Annotated in this window: 25 protein-coding genes; 11 read left to right on the forward strand and 14 right to left on the reverse strand. The window is 60.0% G+C overall.

Annotated elements, in window-relative coordinates; all coding sequences use genetic code 11:
- Window positions 1–98: 98 nt before the first annotated feature.
- The 4 genes from METLI_RS13485 to METLI_RS12105 all read left to right on the forward strand — a co-directional run bounded on the left by METLI_RS13485 (window position 99) and on the right by METLI_RS12105 (window position 2,964).
- Entirely contained in the window at window positions 99–236 is a 138-nt protein-coding gene (locus tag METLI_RS13485; RefSeq protein WP_217178683.1) for a hypothetical protein, read from the forward strand.
- A gap of 327 nt (window positions 237–563) precedes the next feature.
- Entirely contained in the window at window positions 564–1,154 is a 591-nt protein-coding gene (locus METLI_RS12095; RefSeq protein WP_004040751.1) for a class I SAM-dependent methyltransferase, read from the forward strand.
- A 120-nt stretch (window positions 1,155–1,274) separates the two neighbouring features.
- Window positions 1,275–2,087 (forward strand): flavodoxin family protein, encoded by an 813-nt coding sequence (locus METLI_RS12100; RefSeq protein WP_004040752.1) that lies wholly within the window; start codon window positions 1,275–1,277, stop codon window positions 2,085–2,087.
- Between the two features lie 175 nt (window positions 2,088–2,262).
- On the forward strand, window positions 2,263–2,964 hold the full coding sequence (locus tag METLI_RS12105) for an alpha/beta hydrolase (RefSeq protein ID WP_004040753.1): 702 nt from the start codon (window positions 2,263–2,265) through the stop codon (window positions 2,962–2,964).
- A gap of 4 nt (window positions 2,965–2,968) precedes the next feature.
- Here the strand turns inward: METLI_RS12105 and METLI_RS12110 are convergent, their stop codons facing one another.
- From METLI_RS12110 to METLI_RS12135, 6 genes are all read right to left on the reverse strand, one after another.
- Window positions 2,969–3,433 carry a putative immunity protein gene (locus METLI_RS12110; RefSeq protein ID WP_004040754.1) on the reverse strand — a complete coding sequence of 155 codons (465 nt, stop codon included), beginning with the start codon at window positions 3,431–3,433 and terminating at the stop codon, window positions 2,969–2,971.
- Window positions 3,434–3,834: 401 nt separating this feature from the next.
- Entirely contained in the window at window positions 3,835–4,944 is a 1,110-nt protein-coding gene (locus METLI_RS12115; RefSeq protein ID WP_004040755.1) for an EstA family serine hydrolase, read from the reverse strand.
- A gap of 562 nt (window positions 4,945–5,506) precedes the next feature.
- On the reverse strand, window positions 5,507–6,115 hold the full coding sequence (locus METLI_RS12120; RefSeq protein ID WP_004040756.1) for a transglutaminase-like domain-containing protein: 609 nt from the start codon (window positions 6,113–6,115) through the stop codon (window positions 5,507–5,509).
- A gap of 295 nt (window positions 6,116–6,410) precedes the next feature.
- The gene (locus METLI_RS12125; protein WP_004040757.1) at window positions 6,411–6,980 is read right to left on the reverse strand and encodes a class I SAM-dependent methyltransferase; all 570 of its coding nucleotides are present in this window, start codon (window positions 6,978–6,980) and stop codon (window positions 6,411–6,413) included.
- A gap of 14 nt (window positions 6,981–6,994) precedes the next feature.
- Window positions 6,995–7,312 (reverse strand): hypothetical protein, encoded by a 318-nt coding sequence (locus METLI_RS12130; protein ID WP_245529370.1) that lies wholly within the window; start codon window positions 7,310–7,312, stop codon window positions 6,995–6,997.
- Window positions 7,313–7,334: 22 nt separating this feature from the next.
- The gene (locus tag METLI_RS12135; protein ID WP_004040759.1) at window positions 7,335–8,504 is read right to left on the reverse strand and encodes an aminotransferase class V-fold PLP-dependent enzyme; all 1,170 of its coding nucleotides are present in this window, start codon (window positions 8,502–8,504) and stop codon (window positions 7,335–7,337) included.
- Window positions 8,505–8,599: 95 nt separating this feature from the next.
- Here METLI_RS12135 and METLI_RS12140 point away from each other — a divergent pair, with 95 nt between their 5' ends.
- Window positions 8,600–8,914 carry a J domain-containing protein gene (locus METLI_RS12140; protein ID WP_004040760.1) on the forward strand — a complete coding sequence of 105 codons (315 nt, stop codon included), beginning with the start codon at window positions 8,600–8,602 and terminating at the stop codon, window positions 8,912–8,914.
- 105 nt (window positions 8,915–9,019) lie between these two features.
- On the opposite strand, the gene METLI_RS12145 is transcribed toward METLI_RS12140, so the two are convergent.
- Window positions 9,020–9,376, reverse strand: coding sequence for a cupin domain-containing protein (locus METLI_RS12145; RefSeq protein ID WP_157203281.1), 357 nt, complete (start codon window positions 9,374–9,376; stop codon window positions 9,020–9,022).
- 25 nt (window positions 9,377–9,401) lie between these two features.
- On the opposite strand from METLI_RS12145, the gene METLI_RS13290 reads away from it, so the two are divergent.
- From METLI_RS13290 to METLI_RS12155, 3 genes are all read left to right on the forward strand, one after another.
- Window positions 9,402–9,575: a hypothetical protein gene (locus tag METLI_RS13290; protein ID WP_157203282.1), complete on the forward strand. Its 174-nt coding sequence runs from the start codon at window positions 9,402–9,404 to the stop codon at window positions 9,573–9,575.
- 374 nt (window positions 9,576–9,949) lie between these two features.
- A complete protein-coding gene (locus tag METLI_RS12150; RefSeq protein ID WP_245529371.1) occupies window positions 9,950–10,267 on the forward strand; it encodes a cupin domain-containing protein in 318 nt (105 codons plus the stop codon).
- Between the two features lie 18 nt (window positions 10,268–10,285).
- Window positions 10,286–10,699 carry a flavodoxin family protein gene (locus METLI_RS12155; RefSeq protein WP_004040763.1) on the forward strand — a complete coding sequence of 138 codons (414 nt, stop codon included), beginning with the start codon at window positions 10,286–10,288 and terminating at the stop codon, window positions 10,697–10,699.
- A gap of 53 nt (window positions 10,700–10,752) precedes the next feature.
- On the opposite strand, the gene METLI_RS12160 is transcribed toward METLI_RS12155, so the two are convergent.
- A complete protein-coding gene (locus METLI_RS12160; protein WP_245529372.1) occupies window positions 10,753–12,132 on the reverse strand; it encodes a hypothetical protein in 1,380 nt (459 codons plus the stop codon).
- 338 nt (window positions 12,133–12,470) lie between these two features.
- Here METLI_RS12160 and METLI_RS12165 point away from each other — a divergent pair, with 338 nt between their 5' ends.
- The gene (locus tag METLI_RS12165; RefSeq protein ID WP_004040765.1) at window positions 12,471–13,142 is read left to right on the forward strand and encodes a hypothetical protein; all 672 of its coding nucleotides are present in this window, start codon (window positions 12,471–12,473) and stop codon (window positions 13,140–13,142) included.
- A 9-nt stretch (window positions 13,143–13,151) separates the two neighbouring features.
- Here the strand turns inward: METLI_RS12165 and METLI_RS12170 are convergent, their stop codons facing one another.
- The 6 genes from METLI_RS12170 to METLI_RS12195 form a co-directional block, all read right to left on the reverse strand.
- Entirely contained in the window at window positions 13,152–13,595 is a 444-nt protein-coding gene (locus tag METLI_RS12170; protein ID WP_245529373.1) for a GNAT family N-acetyltransferase, read from the reverse strand.
- Window positions 13,588–14,958, reverse strand: a complete 1,371-nt coding sequence (locus METLI_RS12175) for a PAS domain-containing protein (RefSeq protein ID WP_004040767.1) — start codon at window positions 14,956–14,958, stop codon at window positions 13,588–13,590. The genes METLI_RS12170 and METLI_RS12175 overlap by 8 nt, the downstream gene beginning before the upstream one ends.
- A 24-nt stretch (window positions 14,959–14,982) precedes the next feature.
- Window positions 14,983–16,299, reverse strand: coding sequence for a hybrid sensor histidine kinase/response regulator (locus METLI_RS12180; RefSeq protein ID WP_004040768.1), 1,317 nt, complete (start codon window positions 16,297–16,299; stop codon window positions 14,983–14,985).
- 20 nt (window positions 16,300–16,319) lie between these two features.
- Window positions 16,320–18,569, reverse strand: a complete 2,250-nt coding sequence (locus METLI_RS12185; protein ID WP_004040769.1) for a hybrid sensor histidine kinase/response regulator — start codon at window positions 18,567–18,569, stop codon at window positions 16,320–16,322.
- A gap of 10 nt (window positions 18,570–18,579) precedes the next feature.
- A complete protein-coding gene (locus METLI_RS12190) occupies window positions 18,580–20,940 on the reverse strand; it encodes a methyl-accepting chemotaxis protein (protein WP_245529374.1) in 2,361 nt (786 codons plus the stop codon).
- A gap of 210 nt (window positions 20,941–21,150) precedes the next feature.
- Window positions 21,151–22,104 (reverse strand): chemotaxis protein CheW, encoded by a 954-nt coding sequence (locus METLI_RS12195; RefSeq protein WP_004040771.1) that lies wholly within the window; start codon window positions 22,102–22,104, stop codon window positions 21,151–21,153.
- A 363-nt stretch (window positions 22,105–22,467) separates the two neighbouring features.
- Between METLI_RS12195 and METLI_RS12200 the strand changes: the two genes are divergently transcribed.
- The gene (locus METLI_RS12200) at window positions 22,468–22,917 is read left to right on the forward strand and encodes a hypothetical protein (RefSeq protein WP_004040772.1); all 450 of its coding nucleotides are present in this window, start codon (window positions 22,468–22,470) and stop codon (window positions 22,915–22,917) included.
- Window positions 22,918–23,058: 141 nt separating this feature from the next.
- Window positions 23,059–25,020 carry a transporter substrate-binding domain-containing protein gene (locus METLI_RS12205; protein ID WP_004040773.1) on the forward strand — a complete coding sequence of 654 codons (1,962 nt, stop codon included), beginning with the start codon at window positions 23,059–23,061 and terminating at the stop codon, window positions 25,018–25,020.
- Window positions 25,021–25,032 lie beyond the last annotated feature (12 nt).

Below are 25,032 nucleotides of genomic sequence, written 5' to 3' on the forward strand. Positions count from 1 at the left end.
CGAGCATGAATGCGAAAGGAGTTGTTGGAGCACTTCTCGGCGCTTTTATAGGTTTTCTCGGCCTGTTGTGGTTTCTGCAGGGCACGGGAATTCTTCGGATGCGTCCGATATTATGCATCGCGAACTGCGAAGAGGTCGTCGGCCCATCCCTAACCTGGGCGGCGGTTGGAGCGGTTGCTCTCATCATCGGGGCCATCGTCGTTGCCGTCAGCGTGAGGCGCGGCGGAGCGCCCTGAGACGCAAGCGGATCGAAATATCGGGATGCAATAGAAAGGCCAGGATTTTAATTCTCGGTCATAGCCTGATGCTCCCGGCCGGTTCGAGGCATCTCATCCGGGTCTATAAACGAAGAGATCAGCGGGGCGAAGCGCCGGTCTCCTCCCCATGACGCCCACCTGTGGCGATGCATACGTTGCGGCGGACCTGATGACCCGCTCCCAGGAGGAGGGAAACCGAATTCATACGCTCGGAACCATTATGCAACAGGATCGCCGTTCGGTTTTCCGCCGGAACCGTTGAATACCACGGAACCGGTTAAGTCACCCCTCGACCCATAATACCGCATGGATATCTTCGACTCGGTCTACCGGAGCACGCCACCCTGGGACATCGGCCGCCCCCAGAAGGAGTTCGTCGAACTGGCCCGGGCAGGAGAGATCACGGGTTCCGTCCTGGACATCGGATGTGGAACGGGGGATCACGTCCTCTTTTTTGCAGGCGAGGGGCACGAGGTGCTCGGGATCGACACCGCCTCCCTGGCGATCCGAAAGGCCCGGGAGAAGGCTGCAAAAAGAGGACTCCAGGCGCAGTTTCTCGTCGGAAATGCACTGGAACTCTCCGTCCTCAACAGAACGTTCGATACCGTCATCGATTCGGGGCTCTTCCACACCCTCTCCGATGAAGATCGGCCGGCCCTCGCGGAGAGCCTCGCGGCCGTCCTCGCACCCGGCGGGAGATACTTCCTGCTATGCTTCAACGAGCAGAACCCCGGCGAATACCCTCTGCCGAGGAGGATCACGCAAGATGAGATACGGGGTACCTTCCGGGACGGGTGGGTCATCAATTACATCAGGCCGGCGGTCTTTGAGAACAGCATCCGGGCCGACGGGCACCATGCCTGGCTTGCGTCGATATCGAGAACGATGCAGGGTTGACAGGGGCGGAACTGCTGGCGAACCTCCCTATTCTCCGCCCCTATTTTCCCCTGTAGCCGCACACGCTCGCCGGTGCCGGGGAAGAAAACCTATGTATGGGGGATATGCTTCTACTGTGACATGGAAGATCGGCCCCTAAAGGTCCTGGTCATCATGGGCAGCCCCCGCAGGGCAAATACCTACCACGCAGCCGAGCGGATCCGCGAGATCCTCCAGGAGAACGCACCCGTGGACTGGGAGTACGTCATGCTGCGGGACGCCGACCTGGAGCAGTGCCGCGGGTGCTACACCTGCTTCGAGCGGGGGGAGGAACACTGTCCGATCAAGGACGACGCCGCCCTCCTGGAAGAGAAGATGCACGACGCCGACGGGGTCGTCTTCGCCACCCCGGTCTACGGTCTCCAGGTCTCAGGATTGATGAAGGTTTTCATCGACCGCCATTCCTATATCTTCCACCGCCCCCGCTTTTTCCGGCAGAAGGCACTCCTCCTCACCAGCGCCGGCGTGATGGGAAACAAGGAGGTGCTGGAGTACCTCGACACCGTGGCCCGCATCTGGGGCTTCGAGGTTGTTGCCCGGGCCGGGATCGTCTCCCACGCCAACATGGGCCCGCTCCCCGCCTACAGGGTGCGGGAGAACGAAGAGAAGTTGCAGGCGGCGGCGACGGCCTTTCTCGCCGCACTCCAGAGGGGGACGCGCTCAAAACCCGGACTCTTCGACGTGATGGCATTCCATATGATGAGGGCCACTTTTGACGAACTGGGGGAACGCTCTCCTGCGGATCACGCCTACTGGACCGGGCAGGGGTGGCTCCGGAAGGGACGGCGCTACTTTGTGGATGTGCCGGTCAATCCGGTCTACCATGCCCTGGGCACGCTCGCGGAATGGTACATGCGGCGGCAGATCCGAAAGGACCTGCGGGAGATCGGTTGAACCCGGACAGATGCAGAAAGATGAAAAGGCTTGCGATGATCACTCCGGAACGAGGCGCGGTATGAGCCATGGAACTCCTCGAAGAGGCAGGTTTCGCTCCATCGAGACCTTCCATTCTTAACGAGAATCGAATCGGCATGAAGACTAATCCAGATGGCAAACACAATTAGGAGTTATGGAAAAGACATGCTTTCAAATTCATGGGATTCCGGCAATTCTCTGGGGTTCGGGCTCAAATAAAGTATATCTATACATACACGGACAGGCCGGGCGTAAAGAAGAAGCGGAAACGTTCGCTCATATCGGCTGTCATTATGGGTGGCAGGTTTTGAGTATCGACCTGCCCGAACACGGAGAACGCAAAAAAGATACAAATTCATTTGACCCGTGGCACGTCGTGCCGGAACTGCTGTCTGTTATGGAATATATCAAAGGCCGGTGGACACACATTTCTCTGTTCGCTAACAGCATCGGCGCATGGTTCAGCATGTTGAGTTTTGAAAACGAACCACTGGAAAAAAGCCTTTTTGTTTCCCCGATTCTCGATATGAACCAACTTATTTCCGATATGATGCTCCGGGCAAACGTATCGGAAACAGAGCTTGAGCGTGAACGTAGTATCCCCACTGCCTCCGGACAAACTCTTTCATGGGAATATCTTCTCTATGCTCGAAATCACCCTATTACAAAATGGAAGGTTCCAACAGCAATATTGTATGGCGAGCATGACGAACTTACCGATCGTACTGTTGTAGAAAACTTCGTGCAGCGTTTTCATTGCAATCTAACGATTATGAAAAACGGGGAACACTGGTTTCATACCCCGGAACAATTAGAGGTCTTGAATAATTGGATCGAAACGCGCCTTCGAGAGTGAACGATCAAAACCCCTCCCCCTTCCTCAATTTGACCGAGACCCCCTGCACAACGATCCTCCCCATCATCTCCTCCCGCAACCGCTCGGGGAGACGCTCCGCCTGCCACTCGCGTTCCCCGGCAGCATCGCCCCCGGCCGCCACTATAGCCTTGAGGGCATAGTACGCCGCACCATAGGCGTGCTGCGGGACATGCGCAGTCGCCACCGCCTGGCCCGCGGCACGAGCGGCAAAACAGGCCGCGTCATTCTCCTTCGCCTCGCGGGCGGCGGCATGGGCGGCAAGAGAGGCGCCGCGTATCTCGGCCATCTGAAACACACCCGTAATGACCCACCGCCGGCACGCCTCAATAGCGTTGCGCGGCCGGTCGTCCTCCGGGTACGCCCGCTCAAAATGCGGGAGCACCCGCCCGGCGCAGTCCGCCGCCCATGCCGCCATCGCGATCTGATCCTCTCTGCCGTATTTTTTCACAAACCATTCATAGTAACTTCAGGCTCTGTTAAAATGCTTCCCAAAAATCCCCATAATTACTCACTTATCTATGGAGATAGGGGGTATGACCCTCTAACAGGAGGTTTTACCATGAAAAACATTTCATGGGGTATGCTTGCATCCCCTTCCCGGACTCATGGGCGATTCAACAGAACCATGACTTGAGGTTTATTGGCATTTTATTGCGTATCCTTATCCCTTTTCTTCCGAGGCTACAGATGGCGGAACGTAAGAATCGTTTTTTGAGATAAAATGAGAGGCGAGGTAGTTAAAGAGATAGCAAAAAAGGGGTGTGAGATACAAAATGAAGTTCGAATAACAAATCAAAGGCCGGAAAAACCCGGAAAGGGGTCAGAGGACCTGCTGGTTGTGGAGATCGCTTACGTAATCCCCAGGGCTTCTATTGTAACCTCGGTGACCCGGGTCGCCGAGTCCATCTCACTCGATGACAGGTCCAGAAGGTTCTTGAGGAAGGCGAAGGCGAACCCGCATGATGGATCAGCAAAGCCTATCGTACCCACACCTTCATATCCCATGGCATGCGGAAGCCCTTTCGTCGGACCAGACCCGCCACCCAGGGTGTAGCCAAGACCATGGGCTGTCCACCAGCGGAAGTCAATCATGTCAGGCTCTTCGGATTGTGGTGCACCTGCGATGGCGATGCGTTCCGGGTTGAGTAGCCGCACGCCGTCCAGCACCCCACATCCGGCCAGCATAGCGTAGTGACGTGCAAGGGAGCGGGCGTTTACGATCGCCCCTGCTCCCGGGATAATCGCACGTCTCACCTCCGGGAGATTGAATGTCGCCGCAGAATCCCGCAAAGGGTGGTTCGGGGGCATGTCCATCCGGGAGAGGAATTCGGGCAGACCAGGTGTATTCTTCAAAGTCGCTATCCGGCGCTCTGCCTCTGGTGGGGCACCGAAGTACAGGTCGGTGATACCCAGTGACTGGCAGACCTCTTCCTGGAGGAATTGTTTAATGGATCTTCCATCAACCCGCCGTAGTACTTCACCCAGTATCCATCCATAGGTCAGGGTATGGTAGCGAATCCTGGTGCCCGGTTCCCAGAGCGGCTCTAAACCTGCGACCGCCTGACAGACAGCATCCCAATCGCACATCATGTCTATGTCGAACCCTGGTGGATCCTGGGGGATGCCGACCCGATGGGTCAGAGCGTGGCGAATAGTCGCCCCGGATTTGCCCTTTGCAGCAAACTCCGGCCAGTAGTTCGAGATTGGCGCATCATAGTCTAAGAACCCCCTATCGGCAAGGATATGTATACACGTAGCAGTAATACCCTTCGAGAGTGAGAAGGCAGTAAAGAGTGTGCCGCCATCTACCGGACTCTGGCTCACCTCATCTGCAAGGCCTGCCCATGCATCAATAACCAGTTTCCCATCCAGGTAGGCGGCTACCTGAACGCCAATCTCTCCGCCATCTTGCACAAGGCTTTCCAGGACGTTTCGGACTTTGGTATTCGGGTCGGTCATGAGGGCGTGTCCTCTTTGCAGAGCGTATCATCCAGCCGATGTGGATCTTCGCGTGCACGTGGGTTGCGATTCCCCGTTTCCTTTGCTGCTCCTTACGAATATGCCCGGGAATATGTGAAGAATTATGAATGGGACGGTTCTGTTGTAAGGCCTGATCCGTGAGATATTTCGGTGCAGGGGATCCGGGGTTTTTTTCCGATAGTGTATTCCTTACACATGGTGGTCCCCTGCATGTCTCCTGATCAGATTGAATTAATAACCTTCGCTGGAGAGATAAGTCTGGTCTGCCTGAGAGGCAACAAGGCCCCACGCCCCGTCTGCATTGCAAACCAGTCCGTACAACAATATCCTCTCAAGCACGGATTCTGTCTTCCTCTAGCACCCTCCCATCTACCCACATTATACCTCGGTCCAGGAAACGCTGCCCGTTACGTCGCCTCAACCCGGTGGAGGTCCTGAGTTCGAATCTCAGCGGGCCCACCGCTTTTTATGACAACTTTTGAAATACGTTTTCAGAAAATTCCTGATGTTCCTCAAAATAACTCAGGATGTATTCTTCACATTACCAGTCAACAATATCGGGTTCTCCTTCGAGAAAATCCTGCAGGTTATCCATAACATCCTGCCTTGTTCTGGAAGAATCCAGCATCAACATGACACCCATCTGCGGCGAGGCGTATATTCCTTTCCAGAAATACTCGTCGTACTCACGCCGGGGTTGAAACGCAAGGACCGGTTTTTCCGGAGAAAATAATGCACGCCTGCCGTTCGTGTTCCCGCGTGCATCCAGAAAGATCCAGCGGTTATTCACAAAAACCGCATTGTAGCAGTGAACGCAATACCCCAGCGAATCATCTTCCGCAAGGGTAAGATGCTGGTAGCAAAACCCTGCGGGAATGCCGACTCTTCGCAGCAAAGCAGCGAGAAGATTTGCCTTCGAATGGCATATCCCCGTTTTTCTGGCAAGTACGTCGGAGGCTTTCGATGTTATGACGTCTGATCCGATATCAAAACTGTGCGGAATGTCATCGCGGACGAACTCGTATGCGATTCTTGCTTTTTCAAGAGAGTCGTCTGTTCCCGAGAAAAGTTCCCCGGCCTTTGCTATAATAAGGGGGGATGAATAATCGACGTACGGGTGCTCTTCCAGAAAAATGGTCAAATTGGACATCCAGGTGAACAATCGGATATTAATTTTCACACAATATATGCCTTGCTGAAGCCAGCCCTATTTATTTCTCTTCCCCCTCATCCACGGAGGAGAAAAACACTGTCCCTCCCCTGAAGGCCCACGGCTGCCGGTCACACCCCGACATCCCCGATATGCCGCTCGGCAGACCCCACCCAGGGCGGAACCGTGACGAGCACCTGCCGGTGTCCGGGCTCCTGAAAGATGATGCAGCCAGATTCAATAAAGAAAAAAGAAGATCTTCTGGTTGGCCTCAAAAAATGGCGGCATTCGGCATTCACTTCTGTGCAGCAATAATACAGAACCCGGCCCGAGAGTCGATCCGAACAACCCGAAACCAGGTCTCCTTGAGGAGTGCCACGACTTCTTCCGGGGAATAGAACCTTGCCCTGGAGAGAAATTTTCCTTTCATCCCATCCAGAATATATTTCTGGTGGATACGCCCTCCACGGATGATAAATGCGACGATGATGAACCCATCGGGAATGAGGATACGGTGAATCTCCCGCAATGCAAGGGCCGGATTGTCAAGAAAACACAGGACTGTTACCAGGAGTACGGAGGAACAGGACCTCTCCTTTATTGGGAGGTCTTCTGCCCTGCCACGGATGATCTCAATCCCGCGATCTCGCGCCATCAGCCCGAGGGCGCGTGAGGGTTCAATGCCGAGAGTGATGCCAAGAGGAGCTGCAAATCTACCGGACCCGACCCCCACCTCGATAGAACGATTATCCAGGGGGGGCAGGACCGTGCGAATTCGAGCCAGTTCGCTGAGATAAACATCGCGGTGTTCATCAAACCAGCGGTCGTAGTCTTTCGCATATTCTTCAAAGACGTCCTGTGGCATTGACAGTCTCGGCCTCATGTCCCGTAGAGATGTTTTCGGATCCGCTCTCCGATTGCCTGCTCTCTCCCTCTCAGAGCAGAGAGGTCCACCGCCCCCTCCCGGTACGAGGAAAAGAGGAAGTAGACAAAATCCACGGTGAGATCCATCACCTCTTTTTTGAACCGGACTTCAAGGGTTGTGTCCCCGACAAAACCCTTGATGGAGAACCACTCCGGCTTCTCAAACTTATAGAATCCCTCACCGACATTAGGGAGGGCTTCAATCTGTCCGAAGTTGCCCAGGTAGGTAAAGAATTCCTTCGTCACCGGAGTATCGAGGAGAAACTCCTTCATGAAGGAGCCGTCAGCACATACTTTATGTCGAATGGACCGAATAATCCGCATTTCTTGCAATCTCCCGAATGGCGTTTGCCGTGATCTGACACTCTTCGTCCGTCGTGCACCAGGAGAGACTGAGCCGGACACAGCCTTCCCCACCATCAATAGCCCTGTGCAGGAGAGGTGCACAGTGAAGACCTGTCCGGGCAATGATCCCGTAGGCACGGGCCAGCATGAAACCCACGTCGTCGTTCTGCACGTTCCGGATATTGAAGGCGACAATCGGCAGATCAGGCCGGTCATTGAAGACGGTGATATTCGGTTCTTTCTTCAGCTCCCGGATAAGATAGGAGGTCTGCCTCCCGGCTTTTTCCGCGATGGCCTCGACACCCCTCTGGGCGACGAACTTCACTCCCGCGGCCAGCGCTGCAAGGCCCGGATAGTTGTGGGTTCCGATCTCGAACCGCTCCGGCATACCGCGGGGGTGGAGGAGCGAGAAGGAATCTGTTCCGGTCCCGCCGAACCGGACCGGACTGATCGCCTCTGGATCTCTCACGTAAAATCCGCCGGTGCCGGGTATCCCGAGCAGACCTTTGTGGCCGGTGAAGACAAAGGCATCCACCGGGAGATCGCGGAGAGCGATCGGGATATGGCCGGCGGTCTGTGCCCCATCCACGATGAAGTAGATTCCATGATCCTGCAGGATCTTTCCGATACGCCGGATGTCCTGTACCGAGCCCAGCACGTTGCTCCCATGCGTCATGACCATCAAGCGTGTATCGGGCTCGATGGCTGCTTCAACCGCGTCCGGGCGGACAACACCCCCTTCAAAGGGAATGATACTCAATCGGATACGACCCTGGTGTTTATACTCATGAAGGGGCCGGAGGACGGAGTTATGGTCCAGGGCGGTCGTGAGGACATGACAGGTATTCTGTTTTCCGGCCAGAAATCCCTGGATGAGGATATTCAGCGAATCTGTTGCATTATGCGTGAAGACGATATTATCCGACGGATCTGCCTCAAGGAAGGCAGAGAGTCGTTCCCGTGCTTGCGTAACGTAATCTTCCCCTTGTGTCCCGGTGGTTCTCCCGGACCCGAATACAGGTAAAGAAAGGGATTCTGCAACAGCTGCGAGCACTTCGGGAGGTTTCGGCCAGCTCGTTGCGGCATTGTTCATATAAACGATCGGCATGCTCTGTACCATGGGAGGCCTATGCCAGATGATAGATTCACCATCGTGAAAAATGAATCGTTTAATTCAGGACAAGCCTTATCGGCCTGACCCGGATACAATAACAAATGATGGCGGAGATTACGGCGAAGGCATTAAGGGAAGCAGCAGATCTTCTCGGGATCCATGACCAGGCCAGCCTGAATGAGATCCGCACCCACTACCATAAACAGATAAAACAATGGCACCCGGATGTCTCGAAAAACGAACCCGCCGCATCTCATGAAATGACCATTCGCCTGCATGCAGCGTACACGCTCCTCGCTGATTATTGTATGAACCATACCTTCTCATTTCGCATTGAGGACCTCGCAAAGGACCTGGAAAGAAACCCCATCGATTACTGGATGGAACGGTTCGGCGATGATCCGATCTGGGGCTGAATCGATCCTTATTCACATTATTTCAACCCTGCTGGATTCTTCAACGCTGACAACGATCACAATCGGACAGAGGTTCATCACGAAAACGGAGGTTCTGGCCGCCGGTCACACCGCGACATCCCTGATATGCCGCTCGAAGCACTCCTCCCACGGGGGGACCGTGACGAGCACCTGCCGCAGCCGCCCCCGGAAATAGATGCTGTTGCCCGGCGGCACGACGACGACGTCCCCTCCCCTCACGGAATGCTCGACGCCGCCGATGACGAACACTCCCTCCCCCTCGATGATGTAGTAGACAAACGCACTTTTTTCGTGACAGAACTCCTCGGCATGGCCCGACTCCGTCTCCTGGTACACCACCCCGGCCGGGGCGCCCTCCGCCGACCCGGTGTAGATGCGCATTCTCACGCCGTGTTTCTCAAGATCGACCGCCTCCTCGCGCCTGATGATCGCCGGATCCATGCGAGAGGATTCGTGCCGCACAGTCATGAAGGTGATGTGCGGAGGGGTTCTCCAGGTTTTTCGTGAGCGACTGTGGCAGGGAGGAGCGGCAACAGATAAGGATGTAAAAGAGGATATAAAAAAGATCACGAACTCGGTGAAGGACTATGCCCCGATTTATAAATATGGAGACCAGGGGCATCAAGAGGTCGATGCATGAGCAAATCCTTCACCGATAGGCCGATGGAGAGCGGGCGATGCATCGATCAGGAAATGACTTGCCGCAAAAAGTTGCATCTCCAGAAGCACCGATATTCATCTCTATTCGAGAACCTTCGGCATGTAACCGCCTCGATACGGCTCCTGAATCGCGTCCGGTGAGATCGACGTCACCGATCCGTAAGATCTTCCAGGGCTGAAGACCCGCAACATTTATCCACTCTCGATCAGTGTGTGATCCTGTCGGGAAGAAACCTCAACCCGCATATGGCAACGAGGGTATCAAACATGACGAAACCATCCTCATCCAATCTCACCCATGTGACATATCACCGGATATACACGGACCCGCAGGGTGAGTCTCACTTTGATGTCGTGACGGTCGAACAGAGCCTCGCACGTGCAGCGCCGCCGGCGGCCCCGTTCTACGTCTCCGGGGACCGACCCGCGTCGAAATACCGCTTCTATACCTTTCCGCCCGGCTGGATCGGCGAACTGCACCCGGCCCCGGCCCGGCAGTTTCTCGCCCTGATGTCGGGTGCGGTAGAGATGGAGACGACAGACGGGGCGGTCAGGCGGTTCGCGCCCGGCGACCTCGTCCTCCTGGAAGACACATCGGGCAGGGGTCACGTGACCAGGAACATCGGCGAGGGCTACGCCACCTACCTGGTGGTCCCTGCCCCTGCTGCCTGATATGCTGTGGTGATAATCATGAACCAGGTAATCTACGACTCAAGAGGCGGCAACACCAGGAAAGTGGCTGAGGCGATCGCCGAGGAACTGGACGTCGCGGCGGAAGATGTCGGGGCTGCCTCCCTCGGACCGGCCGACGGCGTCGTCTTCCTCGGCTCCGGCTGCTACGGCGGCAAGCCCGGGGAGCGCATGGCGAAGTTCATCGAGGCCAACGACTTTCTGGGCAGGCGGGTCGCCCTCTTCGGCACGTCAGCCGGAGGCGCGGGCAGCGAAGTGAAGGCCATGGAGGCGGCCGTGAAAGAAAAGGGTGCCGAAGTACCGGGAAAGTACTTCTGCAAAGGCCAGATGGCCGTGATCTTCAGCCGCGGCCACCCGAATCCTGCCGACATCGATGCCGCCAGGAAATTCGCCAGGGAGATGGCCGGTCTGTAGGTGCCGGCGGTGAAGCCGACGGAGCATAGCCCGGACCCTGGCTCCTCTCACCTCTACCCGACCGGTTCAAACTTGATCGCCCGGTCGTAGACGATCTCGCTGTATGAAGGTCCGGTCTTCGTCGCACTCTCCAGGTAGCCCCTCCAGGCAATGAAGAGCGGCTGGTCCGGCTCGATGCCGTAACTTCCCATACCGGATGGAATCTCAAAGCAGTTCGGCTCCCCCTCGCAGTCCCTGGCGATCCGGTAGACATACAGGTATTTCGCGTCGGGATTGTCAGGGAGATAATCCTCGGCCGTTCCGTTGAAATCAGCGTCGGTGACTGTTCCGACGCCGTTCCACACATCCGCACCATATACGGTGAAGCTGGCGTACGTCGCCTTGCCCGTGGCTACGTGGTTGACCCCGTAGACGATGATGAACTCACCGGTAGTGTTCCCGAGCGTGATCGGCGGGTCCCGCAGGAAGTCATAGTACTGTGTGGTGTCGAAGAACGGCGGCGTCGGCGAAGATACCGTCTGGTTCGCGGTCCAGAGATACATTGCATCGCTGCTGGGCCCTACGGCATCGACTCCCCGCTGGATCGCGTCAATCCCTGCCGGGACTCCCTGGGACGTCGGGAGTTCCATGGCGTTCAGGCCGCTGTACCTCTCAAGGATCGCATCTCGAAGTTCGTTGAGATCGTCCGTAAGGTCGAGCTCCGTCTGCCCGGTTCCCTTGACCCGCAGTACTGGATAACCATACGGATCGAGTTCTGCCGTCGTGTTGGGCGTCAGGCGAAGAATGGTCGCAGGCGTGTTCTCTATGTACTCGTCGCCCGCCTCTTTATCGGTGAAGAGGGCCGGACGGATAAATATGGCGAACGTATCGGCGTCGTCCTCAAGGCCCATCTTCAGGATGGACGACGGAAACACCAGGGTGTTCATTATGCTATCCGAATATCCTGCCGATACGGCGGCAGTGCGGATGCGCTCGTTGATGCCCCGATCGGCCGTGGCGACGATCATCGTCGTCTGGTTGTACGGGTCTCCCGGCGTCCCGTTCGTGTTGATGACCAGGTTGTTGAGCGAGTCGGCGATGTTGGCAAAGAGCCACCTGGCCTCAGTTCCGTACGTCCTGCCCAGAATGTAATGCTCGTAGCCGAAGTACCTGCACTCGGGCGGCGTCCTTCCTACGAAGACAACGGCTTCGTCGGGACCCAGATGCCAGAACGCAGAGGTGTTCCCGCTCATTCCAAGCGCTTTCGCGATCAACGCGATCCGTTCGTCGACCGAATAGCCCGGTGCCGGCGGAACGAAGTACGCCAGATACCTCGTGGCCGGATTGTTTCCGTATGCGGAAGGCAGCACCTCCGAATCATACAATCTGATGAGATCGAAATACCCGATCTCGCCCTCCTGGACGGTGAAGCCCGCCTGCTCCAGCGCCTCCATGAAAGCCACCGCGTCACCTGTTTCTCCATCCTCTGCAAGGCACGGACAGATCAAAATTGCACAGATCAATCCGGATAGTAAAAGAAGTCTCAAATTTTCCCCCCCTTTGTGTGTGGGTAAGAGAGCATCTGCACTACAAAAACTTTGTTCTTACATCAGCCAGAATGCTCCGCGGCGATCCATTCACTCGTCAGCATTTGTTTCAGGTTGAAGGAGAAACGGGGGAAGAAATATTTGATATATGCAGGGATGCATAGACCCCACCCACAGCAGGCAGGCAAACCTGAAGGGCATCGGTTCAGCCTGGACGGAAACACAGCCGCAGAAGGAGTCAAAAAATGGTGCACGAACACTTCGGCCGGCAACACAGCCTGACCGGACAGACCGCGGCCTGGGCCGTCTTCGTCCTCCTGATCGCCTACGCGGCAACACTGGTCCTCGGGCTCCTCTCCCTCACCTCGCCGGAAGACCCGATCGGCGACCCATACTTCTCCCTGATGGAGATGCTCATCATCGCCATGGCGCCGGTGATGGTCATCGTCATGGTCGCAGTCCACGCCTATGCCGCTCCCGGTGCCAGGGCGTACAGCCGTACAGCCCTGGCATGGATGGTCATCATGGCCGGGATCACCTCCGGCGTCCACTTCGTCATCCTCACGGTGAGTCGCCCGATCGCCGCCGCCGGGTTCCCGTGGGCCTCGCTCCTCTTCTCCTTCCAGTGGCCGTCCGTCGTGTATGCACTGGACATCCTCGCCTGGGACGTCTTCTTCGCCCTCTCAATGCTCTTTGCCGCACCGGTATTCAGGGCTGGTCGGCTGGAAAAAACGCTTCGGATCCTCATGATCGCCGGCGGGGCCCTGAGTCTTGCAGGGCTGATCGGTGTGCCGTTTGCCGACATGAACCTCCGGAATATCGGGATCCTGGGCTACGTCGGGATCAGCCTGGTTGTATTTCCCCTGCTGGGGGTCCTCTTCGGCCGCACCCGGCAACCACCGGAAAAGGCCGGGTGAAGGAACCCCTCACAGCCCGGCCTTCCGCATCATCGGCCTGACCTCGGCTCCCTCCATATTCCCGGCCGCCCAGGTATAGCGCTCCCTGACCGGCCGGGGGAGATCGCCCTCGGGGATCGGGACGAACCCGAACCGGGCGTAAAAGCCTTCGAGGCTCTCCACGGCGTACATGTAGAGGTCGTCGTTGTGGCAGGCCACGACAAGGGCGGCCATCACCATCCGGGCATACCCCTTGCCGCGGCACTCCTCCGGGGTGAAGACGCCGTCGACCTCCATGCTCCCGTCGGGGTGCCGGCGGCACCGCCCCAGGGAGACGATCCTCTTCCCGACAAAGACCGCAAAGACCCGGTCCTGTTCAGGCTCTCCGATCGTCCCATGATAATCAAGCCAGACCTGATTCGCCGCCGGGAACTCCGCACTCAGCAGTTCCCTGACCACTGCCGCCTCAGACAACGCGGTAACCCCCTGAAGGCACCAGGAGTTCAAAACGCGCCCCCCTGCCCGGCGTCCCGGTCTCGCGGATCGCGATCCCGGTGATGGCAAGGATCTCGTGGGCAAGGATCAGCCCGTGCCCGTATCCCTCCGGCCTCTGGAGGAAGAGCCCAGCCTTCTCCGCCTCCGGGATCCCGACCCCGTCGTCCTCGACGACGATCGCGCACCCGTCGGGGCGGATGTGGTAGGTGACCACGACCCGCAGTGCCCCGGTCGCCGGGTCCAGGGCGTTCTCAAAGAGATGGGAGAAGACCGTCCCGAGGTGCGGATCGGCAAACACCTCCAGCCGTGCGGTCCACGCCTCAAGGGAGACGGAATCGAAGGCGAGGCCGGCGGCCGCCCGCATCACCGTCTCCTGCACCGGCATCCATGCCGGCGGCAGCGTCCCGATCTCCCTGAACGCCCGTGAGATCTCGATCTGCCGCCGGATACCGTTCGCGGCGTCCTTCAGGTCGTCGATAAAAGTGAGAACTGCGGGATCGTCGAACTTCATCGCCCCCACCGTGAGGTGGCCATAGAGGACCGCAAGCCGGTTCGACAGGTCGATCCGCAGAATCCCGGTGAGGGTGTTGAGCTTACGGCCGGTGTTCTGCAGCGCCGCCTCCATCATCACCTGGTCGCTCACGTCCCTGATGGACTCGATAGCCCCCGCGACCGTCCCCCTCTCGCCGGGAAGGGCGGTCGCCGTGGCCCTGAGATGCGCCCCCTTCCCACCCCCGATATGGGTGGAGGTGACCTCCGCAACGAGGGGGCCCTCGCCGGCAAGGACGCGATCCGCGAGGAGCGGCCGCCGCTCACCGTAGAAGGGGACCGCATACTCGTGGTCGCCCCGGCCAAGCATCGCCTCCTTCGAGACGTCGGTCATCTCCTCCATCGCGCGGTTCCAGGCGATCACCTTCCCCTCCCGGTCGATGGCGAATGTGGCGTCGGGCAGAAACTCGATGATCTCATTCATCTGCCGCTCTGACGTCCGCAGCCTCGATGCCAGAAGTGCGACCACCCCGCCGATCAGCACCAGGAAGACCGCACGCGGCAGGATGGTAAATGCGAAGAGGGGATCGGGCGGGGAGATGATGAAGACCGTGACGGCGTAAACAGCCGCAAGACAGGCGGAGAAGAGGAGGCCGCGCCTGGGATACCAGTAACTCGCCAGGATGATCGGGATGCTGAGCGGGAGGGCCGGAAGGGGGAGGAGGCCCTCAGGGGCGCCGAGGAGGAGGCCGATCAGGTTCCCGCCGAGGGTCAGCGCCGCAAGAACGGCAATGGCCGCGACGCGGTTTCTCGAGGAGGTGAAGGAGACGGCAAGACGGTCGGTGAGGGTCATGGGAGCACCACCTGCACGCTACCTTCAGCCCGTCTCCGGGCCGGCACGGACCACCCCTGCCGGGCAGCGGATCTCAAAGCGTGCCCCCTTCCCCACCTCCCCGGTCTCCCTGATGGTAATCCCGGTGATCGCCAGGATCTCCCGCGCCAGGAAGAGGCCGAGGCCGGTGTTCATGCCGTAGGCATAGGTGAAGATCTTCTCCTTCTCGCCGGGCGGAACCCCTGCCCCGTCGTCTGTGCAGAGGATCGTGTGGCCGTCTCCCTCTTCCCTGAGGCTGAAGGTGATCGTGGTGATCTTCTCCCCGTAACGCAGGGCGTTCTCGATGAGGTTCGAGAAGACCTTCTCAACAAGGGGGTCGGCGTAGACCTCCACCCCCGCCGGAACGGTGTTTTCGATGGTCACCGCACCCGGCGAGACGTACTTCTTCGACCGCTCTACAAGGGTCCAGAGATCCTGCCAGACCGGAGAAGCGGCCCCAACGCTCTGGTATTCGGCGGTAAACCGGATGGTATTGCTGATCCGGGTGGCCATCCCTTCGGCGCTCTCCACATGGCGCCACGCATTCGCGGGCTCCTGCTCGCGCACGCTCAGGGCGAGGTTCAGGTACTCCCAGAGCGCCGCAAGCTGGTTGAGGAGGTCGTGGCGGGTGATGCTCGTCATGAGCTGGAGTTTCCGGTTCGCGTCCGCGAGCGCCTTCTCCACGCGCCGGCGTTCCTGGTTCTCCGCCTCAAGGCTCTCGTTGCTGCGCGAGAGATCCCCGATCGCCTCCTGGAGCTGCTCGTTTACGGTGCGCAGCTGATCCTGCGCCTCCAGGAGTTCGGCGTTTTTTGCCACCGCCACGGTATAGGTCGAGAGAAGCGTGTTCAGAATCTGGCGCCGGCCCGCCATGATCGTATAGGCGCTGTCGGCGAAGGAGACCTCCAGCGGTGCGGGAACGCCGTCCGGGTCAGGCACCTCCGCCGCCTTGAGCACGGCCTCGACCTGGGAACGGACATGCCCGGGCTCGACGGGCTTGACGATGAAACTGTCTGCCCCGGCCTCGAGCCCCCGCATCACGTCGGCAGGGTCGAAGAGGGTGGTGACCAGGATCACCGGGATCGCCGGGTGCTCCTGCTTGATCCGCCGGCAGAGGTCGTAGCCGTCCATCCCGGGCATCAGGATATCGCTCAGGACGATATCCGGGCGGCCCGCCCCGATCCGTCTGAGCGCCGCCTCGCCGTCCGCCGCCAGGGTGACGTCATACCCTTCCTGCTCAAGCATATACCTGAGGAACTCGGCCTGTGTCCTGCTGTCCTCTACGACCAGAACGCTGATCGCCGGTCTCGTCTGCATCTCTTCCATCTCATCCCTCCCTCTATCCCTCAGCGGCGCACCAGGCGGCGGATCGTCCTCAGGAAATCCCCGGTGTTAAAACTGCTCTTAACGATATAGGCATCTGCCCCGACCGCCATCCCCTGCGCCCGGTCCTCGGGCGAGTCGAGCGAGGTGACCAGCACCACCGGGATGCGGTTCTGATCGCCGGCGCGGATCTTCTCGGTGAGCGTAAAACCGTTCATCCGGGGCATATCCACGTCTGAAATGACCATATCAAACTCATATTCCTTAAGCCTTCCGAGTGCGTCGATGCCGTCCACGGCAGTCTCCACCCGATATCCGGCCCCCTCAAGGACCTCCTGCAGCAGGACCCGCGAGGTAACCGAGTCCTCCACGACCAGAACCCTCAGGGCGGCCTCCCCGGCGGGTGCCGGCAGGGGGGCGGACCGCTCCGCCTGCATGGCGTCCTGGATCAACTCCAGGGGATCGAGGACAAGGGCCACCCTGCCGTCGCCCAGGATCACCGCCCCCTCGATCCGCCTGACCGAGCGGAGCTGGGCCCCGAGCGGCCGGACGGCGATCTCCTGCACCCTGATCACCTCGTCGACCATGCAGGCGATCTGCCCTGCCCCGTAGGCGATGATGACGATGGGCATCGGGCGCACCTCGCCGGACTGAGGGCCGGAGCGGGGGATCCCCAGGGCGTCGGTGAGCCTGATCACCTCGATCGCCTCTCCCAGGAGCTGGACCGTCGACCGGCCCCGGGATAGGGACAGAGAGTCCGGGCGCACCCTGAGGACCTGTTTCACCTGCTGCATGGGAAGGACGTAGACCTGCCGCTCTGCACGGACCAGCAGCCCCCTGAGCGTGGTCATCCTCACCGGGACAGAGAGGGTGATCGCCGTCCCTTTCCCCGGCGCCGAGGAGACCGTCACCTTCCCGCCGAGACGGGAGACGCTGTCTTCCACGATCGCAAGCCCGAGCCCCCGCCCGGAGAGGTCGGTGACGACGCGGCTTGTCGTCAGCCCTGACCTGAAGATAAGCCAGACCGCCTCGCTGTCCGTGAGGGCTGCATCCTCGCCGGGCGTGATCACCCCGGTATCGACGGCAGTCCGCCGGATCGCCCTGCTGTCGATGCCGGCACCGTCGTCGGCAACCTCGATCCCGACCCTGCTGCCCGAGCGGGGAAAGACACGGATCCACACCGTCCCGCCGGCTGGTTTTCCCTGTGCAGCCCGGTTCGCCGGGTCCTCGATCCCGTGATCGATGCTGTTGCGGATCAGGTGCAGGATCGGTTCGCGCAGGGCGTCCAGGATCCGCCGGTCCACCTCGATCTCCCCTCCCTCGACCACCAGCTCGACCGATTTCCCCGAGGTGCGGGAAAACTCCCGCACGAACGCCGAGAAAGGCGCAAGCACGCTCGAGGCCGGGAGCAGTGCGGCGTCGTGGACCAGGTCTGAGATCTCGGCGGCTCCGGCCTCGAGGGCCGCCCGGTCGATCTCCATCTCACGGGCGTGAGCGGCAAGGTCGTGCTGCAGGGAGATGACGAACTCCCGGTTGTACTCCAGGAACTCGAAGACCCGCTGGAGCGGCAGGACCAGGTCCGGGGGGATCCCCGCTTTCTCCTCCCCGAACGCCCGCCTGCGGATCAGGTTCAGGTCGTTAAAGCCCTGGGAGTGGTTCCAGTGCCAGAAGGTGAAGCGGGCCGTCATCTCCTCGAGTTCGCGCACCCGCTGCGCAAGGGAGAGCCTGGCCGTGAGCAGACCGTCCGCCCCGGTGGTCAGCCGATCGAGCTTCTGGGCGGCGATCCTGACCGTACCGCCTGCCTCGCCGCCGGCGCGGTCCGCCGCCGCGAGAGAAGCCCCGTTCTCCCTGGTAGGCGGGGCGGTTTTTTGAGCACCTGACGGCTTTCCGCTGCCCGGAAGGGCCCGAAGCGCCCCGATGATCTCGCCGGAGGGGACCGGCGGCCTCTCCCCCTGGAGAAGCGCCTTCACCACCGCAAGCGTCCGGTGGAAAAGGTCGAATTCGTCGAGGCCCGGGGCGTAATCGCCCCGCTTCACCAGGGAAAAGACGGATTCGAGGGTCTGGCAGACCGACTCGATCTCCCTGAGGTTCACCGCACGCGCCGCTCCCTTCAGGCTGTGGATCCTGCGGTAGACTGCTTCGACCGTCGCGGGCTCAAGCCCGGACTTCTCGAGTTCGATCAGCCCCCCGGTGATCGATTCAAGGTACTCCCCCGCCTCCTCGCGAAAGGTATCGAGGAGGCGGGCGCGGAATGCATCGTCTGATCCGGTCATGCCCGTCGCATCAGACCCTGTACTGCTGGGTGATCCTCTTCAAGCGGTTGCCGAGTTCGTGCAGGTCCTCGGCGGTCTTCTCCGCCTTGTGGGTGGTCTCAAGGTTCTTCTGGGCCGCATCGCGGATGTTCTCCATCGCACGGGAGATCTGGTCGACCCCCGAGGCCTGTGTCTGGATCGAAGCTGCGATCTCGATGACCTCCTGCGAGGTGTCGGCGATCGAACGGGCAAGCACCTCGATCGCCTCCTGGGCGTTGCTCGTCAACCGCGCGGCGTCGGCGACCGACCTGATCCCCTGCTCGGTCGAGACCGCCGTCGAGGAGACACCCCGCTGGATATCGGTGAGGATGACCCTGATGTTTGCGGTCGCCTTCTTCGACTGCTCGGCGAGGTTATGGATCTCGTTCGCCACGACCGCAAACCCTTTCCCGAACTCGCCGGCCTTTGCGGCCTCGATGGAGGCGTTCACCGCGAGCAGGTTGGACTGTTCGGAGATGTCGGTCACCGTGGCGATGATCTCGCCGACCGCCTGGCTCTGCTCTGAGAGCCTGATGACGTTCATCCTGATCATGTCCATCTGCTGCTGGATCTGGTTCATGCCGTCCAGGATCTCGCGCACCGACTTCTGGCCGCCCTTCGAGACGTCCAGGGCCCGCATCGCCTTCTCCGAGACATCTTTCGTCTTCTGGTTCACCAGCTCGGTCTTCTTCCGAACGCTCTCGACCGAGTCGGAGGTCTCGTTCACTGTCGCCGCCGTCTGCGAACTTGCGGCGGAGAGCTGGCTCGTGACCGCCAGGATCTCGTTCGATGCAAGGGAGAGGACCGAGACACCCTCGTAGAGTTCCTCGCTGATCAGCTTCATCAGCCGCGAGAGCTCGATCCCGATGGTGTTGAGGGCGTCGCGGTAGGCGACAAACTCCCCGGCAACCGGGATATTCTCGTTGAACCGGGCGGTGAAGTCGCCGGAGGCGTAGAACCTGGCAAGCCGCATCGCCTCGTTCACCGGTTCGGTGATTGATTCGAGCGTGCGGTTGAACCCGGCGATGATCATCCGGTAACCGCCGCGGAACGCCTTTTCGTCGCCGCGGATCGAGAGGTCGCCGGCGCGGGCGGCGTCCGTGAGTTTGATCGTCTCCTTGTGGAGATGGTCGAGGGACCTGACCATCAGGGTGAGGGCGGGCCTGATCTCGTCGCCCTCGTCGGTGACCGGGAACTCCGTGACATACTCGCCGAGGGCGATCTTCTTTAAGTTCCCGACGACGTTCGTCTGGAGGTCGCCGGCGAACTCGTCCATCGTTTTCGCCATGACGCCGATCTCGTCCTGGCGCCGGATGTTGAGTCGGGCGGAGAGGTGGCCGTTGCGAAGTTCTTTGAGCATGAGAACGACCTGCTGGAGGGGGTCGGAGATCGAGCGGCCGAAGAGGATGGCGATTGCAACGCCCATGGCGACGGAAGCGAGGAGGACGACGATGATCGTGTTCCTGATGGTGTCGATCGGCCCGGTGAAGTCGGAGAGTTCGGCGCGCGAGACGATGTACCAGTCGAGGGGCTCATAGTAGGTGTAGGCGTCGATGATGTCGGTGCCGTCGATCTGGTGGCGGATCACCCCGACCTTGTTCTCCAGCATCTCCTGGACAAAGCCCTCCCCGGACCAGTTCTCGCCTTCAATGGAGGGGTGGACGAGGACCTGGCCGGTGCTGTCGGTGACGAACATATAGCCGTTTTTCCCGATGACCGTCTCCCTCAGGCTTGCCTTGACGACGTCGAGGGTCTCCTCTTCCTCGGTCCCGACGAAGAGCACCCCGACGGTCCTGCCTCCGCTGTCCTTTATCGGCTCATATGCCGTGACATAGCGTTTGCCGAAGAGGTCGCGGCTCCCGTAGTAGGTCTCCCCCTGGTTCACGACGACGTCGTAGACGTTCTGGGTCAGTTCGGTCCCGACCGCCCGCGTCCCGTCGGTCCCGATGACGTTGGTGGAGATCCGGACGGCGTGGTCGTCGAAGACCTGGAAGACCGTCGCCGCCCCGCCGACCAGGGACTGGACCTGGTCGACGATCTCGAAGTTGTCGTTGATGACATACGGGTTGCCGTCGGCGCCCACCAGCACCAGTCGCCCGTTGATCACCTCGGGGGTGCCCCGGGCGTAGAAGTTCTCCCGGAGTACGTTGAGGTCGCTGTTCACCTTGTTACGCGTGAGTTTGTAGACGTCGTTGGTCCACCCCTTCGCGTCGTGCACCTGCGTCTCAAGCAGCGTCTCGATCTGTTCGTTGATCACCCCGCTCGAACTGGTGTATGCCACCAGCCCGAGCATGAGCGCCGGGATGATCGCGAGAAAGAGGCAGATGACAAGGATCTTTGTCCCGACTTTCATGTCTGAAAAAAACGCGAACATGCTGTTATCCGTCCCACGTGCTCTGTGTTACTCATAGGGAGATTCACATGGGCGGATAAATAATGATCCGTTGTAAAATCAATGATTTTTTGCCGGGTTATGCGGAAACCCGGGCATTCCAGAGATGATTTCGATCGAAAACCAGATCCGGGATGAGAGTGGCTGTAATCCCGGATCCCTGTTCCCCGGTTATTTCCCGGCTTCCGAGATCACCAGCCCGCGATCGGCAAGGATCGCCGCTGCATCGAGGACGAAACGCGAGCCTTCCGCAACGCCGAGGAGGTAGCGCTCCCCGATAGGCGTCGAACCGGGATCGACGGGAGAGAGATCGCCGGTCGGCGTGGTGCCGATGTCGGTGATGTAGTCGGCGAGGATGCCGAAGGTCATCGTCCCGTCGGTGAGGACGATGACCCGGTTGAGGTCGGTCAGTCCTTCCTCCGGGATCGAGAAGACTCTGCGGAGATCGACGACGGAAATGATCTCCCCCCTGACGGCACAGATCCCGGCGATAAAATCGGGCACCCCCGGAACCGGGGTGATCTCGCGGATGATGAAGACCTCGCGAACATAGCGCGTCTCGACGGCATATTCGCGAGAGGCGAGCCTGAACGTGAGGATCTCCGAGAGTGCAGCCTCGTGCGGCTCCTCCTCGGGCTGCGCAAGCGCCCGGGCACGGTTCTGGAGGAGTCTTCCGGCTCTTTCGAGGTCGAACGGCGGCGCCTCAACCTCCGCCCCGGCAGGGGCGGCGGGGGGGAGTGGCACACCCTCGCCCCCTCCGGCAAGGAGTGCGGCGAGGTCATGGATGAGGACGGTCCCGTCTTCGGTCAGCAGCACGCCGGGCGGCGAAGGGGCGGGGAGGGGGACCGGGCTCTCCTGCACCCCCTTCACCCGGTCCACCCGGAGGGCGGCGCATCTCCTGACGATGACGAGGGAGTCGGTGGAGAGAGGGGAACGGTCGGGAAGGCCGAGAAGTATCCTCGCCGAGTAGACCGGGATGTGGCGGCCGTGGAGGTTCAGGGTGGCGGGGGCGCCCTTCTGCCCGGGCTGCAGTGCCACCATGCCGACGACCTGCCTGACCTCGGAGAGGGGGAGTGCACAGACGATCCTCTCGACGGTGAAGAGCAGGAGGTGCGGGTGGCTCATGGTTGATCGAAGATTGCCCGCGAGCGGGTTAAAGGTTTGCGGGTGCGGCCGGGAGGTGAATTCGCCTCCGGCCCAGGGCGGCGATCCGGCCGGCAGCATGGTGGAGGTACGGGGCCTCGCGGACCGGTTCACTTCAACGATCCGGCGAACCCTGCCGATGCATCGAGAGAGAGCGAAAGTCGCCTCGCCTGTTATCCGATCATTGCGCGCAGGGTGCAATAGGATCAGAACGGCACAGAAATTCTTTTTTCATCCCGGTGGACCGTTTCAGACGGCGGGCAGGCACCACAACACGGTTCAGACCGGAACCCGGACCGCACGAAAAGATCAGGTTTATTCCCTGCCGGGATTTATCCGATAACCATGAACAAGAAAGTCGTCCTGTGTGCGATGACCCTCCTCATCGCCGTGCTGATCTGCGGATGTACGACAAACGCCCCTCAAGAAAGCACCGTTCCTGCTGCTGCCGAAATCCCGAGCCTTACCGGTAACTGGACCGGCAGCATGGCAGGCTACGAGTACGGAGCGGGCTACACCAACTTTTCCGGCTACACCATCACCATGAGCGTCACCGAACAGAGAGACCGGATCTTTTCGGGAGAGTTTGTCTTCACGAACGAGAGTGGGTTCCACGTCTGGGAGAACGCGCCCTTCGCCGCGGTGATCGACCGTGACGGCAGGACGATTACGATGATCGAGGACGGCGGAGGATATACTTCAGGCTCCATCATCTCATCCGACGAGATAGAGCTCATCTACGCCGATGGAAACGACCCCTTCAACATAGCAATCAACGTCCTGAAGCGGAGTTGAGAAAGATCCCTTTTTTTCTTTTTAGGGACTGCTTCCAACCGCCTGATCTACGCTCCCCGCGGGGTTTGATCGCAACGGCAGGCCAACGAATTTTATTTCAATCCGACAATATATTTATGCCGTGACGGCAGATAGCCCTCCATGTCGCCATCTCGACGATACGCGTATTTTTTCCTGATTGCGGTGCTGACCGGAGCGCTGGCCCTGGCCGCCGGCTGCCTCTCAGAACCCGAAGACACATCCGGAGATCTGACCGGCCCGGCCACGCCGGCTGCCCTGACCTACTACACCGAAGACCTCCCGCCGTATAACTACCTGGAGAACGGCACCCTGCAGGGGATCTCCGTCGACCTGCTCGAGGCGATCACCGAACAGATGGGTGAGAAGGTACCCCGTGACGAGGTGCGCCTCGCCCCCTGGACCGAGGGCTACACGGCGGCCCTCACGCAGAATGCGACGGTGCTCTTCACCATGGCACGAACGCCCGAGCGGGAGACATCTTTCAAGTGGGTCGGGCCGATCTCTACTGATAGATATGTCCTGTTTGCCGGACGTGACCGGGCTATCGCCGTCGCCGGCCCGGACGACCTGAAGAACTACCGGATCGGGGTGATCGCCGACGATATCTCAATCCAGCAGCTCCTCGATCTCGGGGTGGACCGGAGCCGGCTCGTACAGGAAACGAACGTCTCCGCGATCATCGCCGGGCTCGAGAGCGGCGAGATCGACCTCTGGTGCTACTCTGAGACCGGCGGCAGGCACTTCGCGGAGGAGGTGACCGGCAACGCCTACACCTACACGGTCGTCTTCACGCTCCAGGATGTCGATAACTACTACGCCTTCAGCAGGGATGTCCCGGACGAGACGGTCAGGTCCTTCCAGCAGGCCCTCGACGCCCTCAAACTTGAGACAGACGCCACGGGGATCAGCACCTACGAGCAGATCCTGGGCAGATACATCCCGTCGATCGGCTTCACCCACCTCAAGTACCTGACCGAAGAGTGGGCCCCGTTCAACTATGAGAAAGAAGGGAGGGCCGCCGGCATCTCAGTCGAGATCCTGGAGGCGGTCTTTTCGAATATCGGCGTGAACCGCACAGGATCCGACGTCCGGATCGTCCCTCTGGCAGAAGGTCTGCAGGCGGCGCAGAACGACACCGGCACCGTGCTCTTCTCCCTCGCCCGCACGCCCGAACGCGAACCCCTCTACCAGTGGGCCGGACCATTCGCCAGCGCAAGGTTCGTCCTCTTTGCGCCGGCGGCGCGGAACATCGCCATCGCCTCGCCCCAGGACCTGGACCGCTACCGGATCGGTGTCGTTGAAGAATCCGTCGAAAAGGACTTCCTCCTCGCGCTGGGCGTGAACGCGTCCGGTCTGGTCGCGGGAGAGACCCCAAAAGACCTCGTTTCGATGCTGGAGGAGGATCGGATCGACCTCTGGGCAACCGGGGAACTCGCCGGGCGGCACCAGATGATGCAGACCGGAGGAGACCCGGACGTCTACGAGATGGTCTATACCCTGGGCGAGAGCGACCTCTATTACGTCTTCAGCAAGGACGTCCCGGCGACGCTGATCCGCACCTTCCGCCAGGCCCTCGACACCGTGCGAAACCAGAAGGACGAGCAGGGCGTCAGCGAGTATGAGCGGATCATCTACCGGAACCTCGGGGTCGGGTGCACGGGGCAGACCTTCTCAGATGAAGCGGTGATCGCCCTCGTGGATATGACCGCCGCAGCGATCGAGAGGGATGCCGCCGACACCTTCAGGCGGATCAACGCAGGCGAAGCACCGTATCGCGATCCTGAGGACCCGGCCCTTTACGCCTTTGTCTATGATGCAGATCTGACGATGGTCGCCCACGCGGACAACATCAGACTCGTCGGCGCAAACTTCAGGGGCAAGACGGACGTTGCCGGAAAAGCGTTCCGCGACGAGATCCTCAAAGGAGCCCTGGAGAACGGCACCGGGTGGGCGGAGTATGTCTATGTGAACCCGGTCCAGCCGAACCTGTATTACAAGACCACCTACTACCGGTTAACCACGGGGAGCGACGGGAACGCCTACATTGTATGCAGCGGCAATTTCAAGCGCTGCGATGCATGACAGACTCCCATA

Origin of the sequence: Methanofollis liminatans DSM 4140 (assembly GCF_000275865.1) — an archaeon.
Lineage (GTDB): Archaea > Halobacteriota > Methanomicrobia > Methanomicrobiales > Methanofollaceae > Methanofollis > Methanofollis liminatans.

Bases quoted from the DNA above. Each gene is read 5' to 3' on its own strand.
- METLI_RS13485 (WP_217178683.1), top strand. From the start codon at position 99: ATGCGTCCGATATTATGCATCGCGAACTGCGAAGAGGTCGTCGGCCCA.
- METLI_RS12095 (WP_004040751.1), top strand. From the start codon at position 564: ATGGATATCTTCGACTCGGTCTACCGGAGCACGCCACCCTGGGACATC.
- METLI_RS12100 (WP_004040752.1), top strand. From the start codon at position 1,275: ATGGAAGATCGGCCCCTAAAGGTCCTGGTCATCATGGGCAGCCCCCGC.
- METLI_RS12105 (WP_004040753.1), top strand. From the start codon at position 2,263: ATGGAAAAGACATGCTTTCAAATTCATGGGATTCCGGCAATTCTCTGG.
- METLI_RS12115 (WP_004040755.1), bottom strand. From the start codon at position 4,944: ATGACCGACCCGAATACCAAAGTCCGAAACGTCCTGGAAAGCCTTGTG.
- METLI_RS12120 (WP_004040756.1), bottom strand. From the start codon at position 6,115: ATGTCCAATTTGACCATTTTTCTGGAAGAGCACCCGTACGTCGATTAT.
- METLI_RS12125 (WP_004040757.1), bottom strand. From the start codon at position 6,980: ATGCCACAGGACGTCTTTGAAGAATATGCGAAAGACTACGACCGCTGG.
- METLI_RS12130 (WP_245529370.1), bottom strand. From the start codon at position 7,312: ATGAAGGAGTTTCTCCTCGATACTCCGGTGACGAAGGAATTCTTTACC.
- METLI_RS12135 (WP_004040759.1), bottom strand. From the start codon at position 8,504: ATGGTACAGAGCATGCCGATCGTTTATATGAACAATGCCGCAACGAGC.
- METLI_RS12140 (WP_004040760.1), top strand. From the start codon at position 8,600: ATGATGGCGGAGATTACGGCGAAGGCATTAAGGGAAGCAGCAGATCTT.
- METLI_RS12145 (WP_157203281.1), bottom strand. From the start codon at position 9,376: ATGGATCCGGCGATCATCAGGCGCGAGGAGGCGGTCGATCTTGAGAAA.
- METLI_RS13290 (WP_157203282.1), top strand. From the start codon at position 9,402: ATGAAGGTGATGTGCGGAGGGGTTCTCCAGGTTTTTCGTGAGCGACTG.
- METLI_RS12155 (WP_004040763.1), top strand. From the start codon at position 10,286: ATGAACCAGGTAATCTACGACTCAAGAGGCGGCAACACCAGGAAAGTG.
- METLI_RS12160 (WP_245529372.1), bottom strand. From the start codon at position 12,132: ATGGAGGCGCTGGAGCAGGCGGGCTTCACCGTCCAGGAGGGCGAGATC.
- METLI_RS12165 (WP_004040765.1), top strand. From the start codon at position 12,471: ATGGTGCACGAACACTTCGGCCGGCAACACAGCCTGACCGGACAGACC.
- METLI_RS12175 (WP_004040767.1), bottom strand. From the start codon at position 14,958: ATGACCCTCACCGACCGTCTTGCCGTCTCCTTCACCTCCTCGAGAAAC.
- METLI_RS12180 (WP_004040768.1), bottom strand. From the start codon at position 16,299: ATGGAAGAGATGCAGACGAGACCGGCGATCAGCGTTCTGGTCGTAGAG.
- METLI_RS12185 (WP_004040769.1), bottom strand. From the start codon at position 18,569: ATGACCGGATCAGACGATGCATTCCGCGCCCGCCTCCTCGATACCTTT.
- METLI_RS12190 (WP_245529374.1), bottom strand. From the start codon at position 20,940: ATGAAAGTCGGGACAAAGATCCTTGTCATCTGCCTCTTTCTCGCGATC.
- METLI_RS12195 (WP_004040771.1), bottom strand. From the start codon at position 22,104: ATGAGCCACCCGCACCTCCTGCTCTTCACCGTCGAGAGGATCGTCTGT.
- METLI_RS12200 (WP_004040772.1), top strand. From the start codon at position 22,468: ATGAACAAGAAAGTCGTCCTGTGTGCGATGACCCTCCTCATCGCCGTG.
- METLI_RS12205 (WP_004040773.1), top strand. From the start codon at position 23,059: ATGTCGCCATCTCGACGATACGCGTATTTTTTCCTGATTGCGGTGCTG.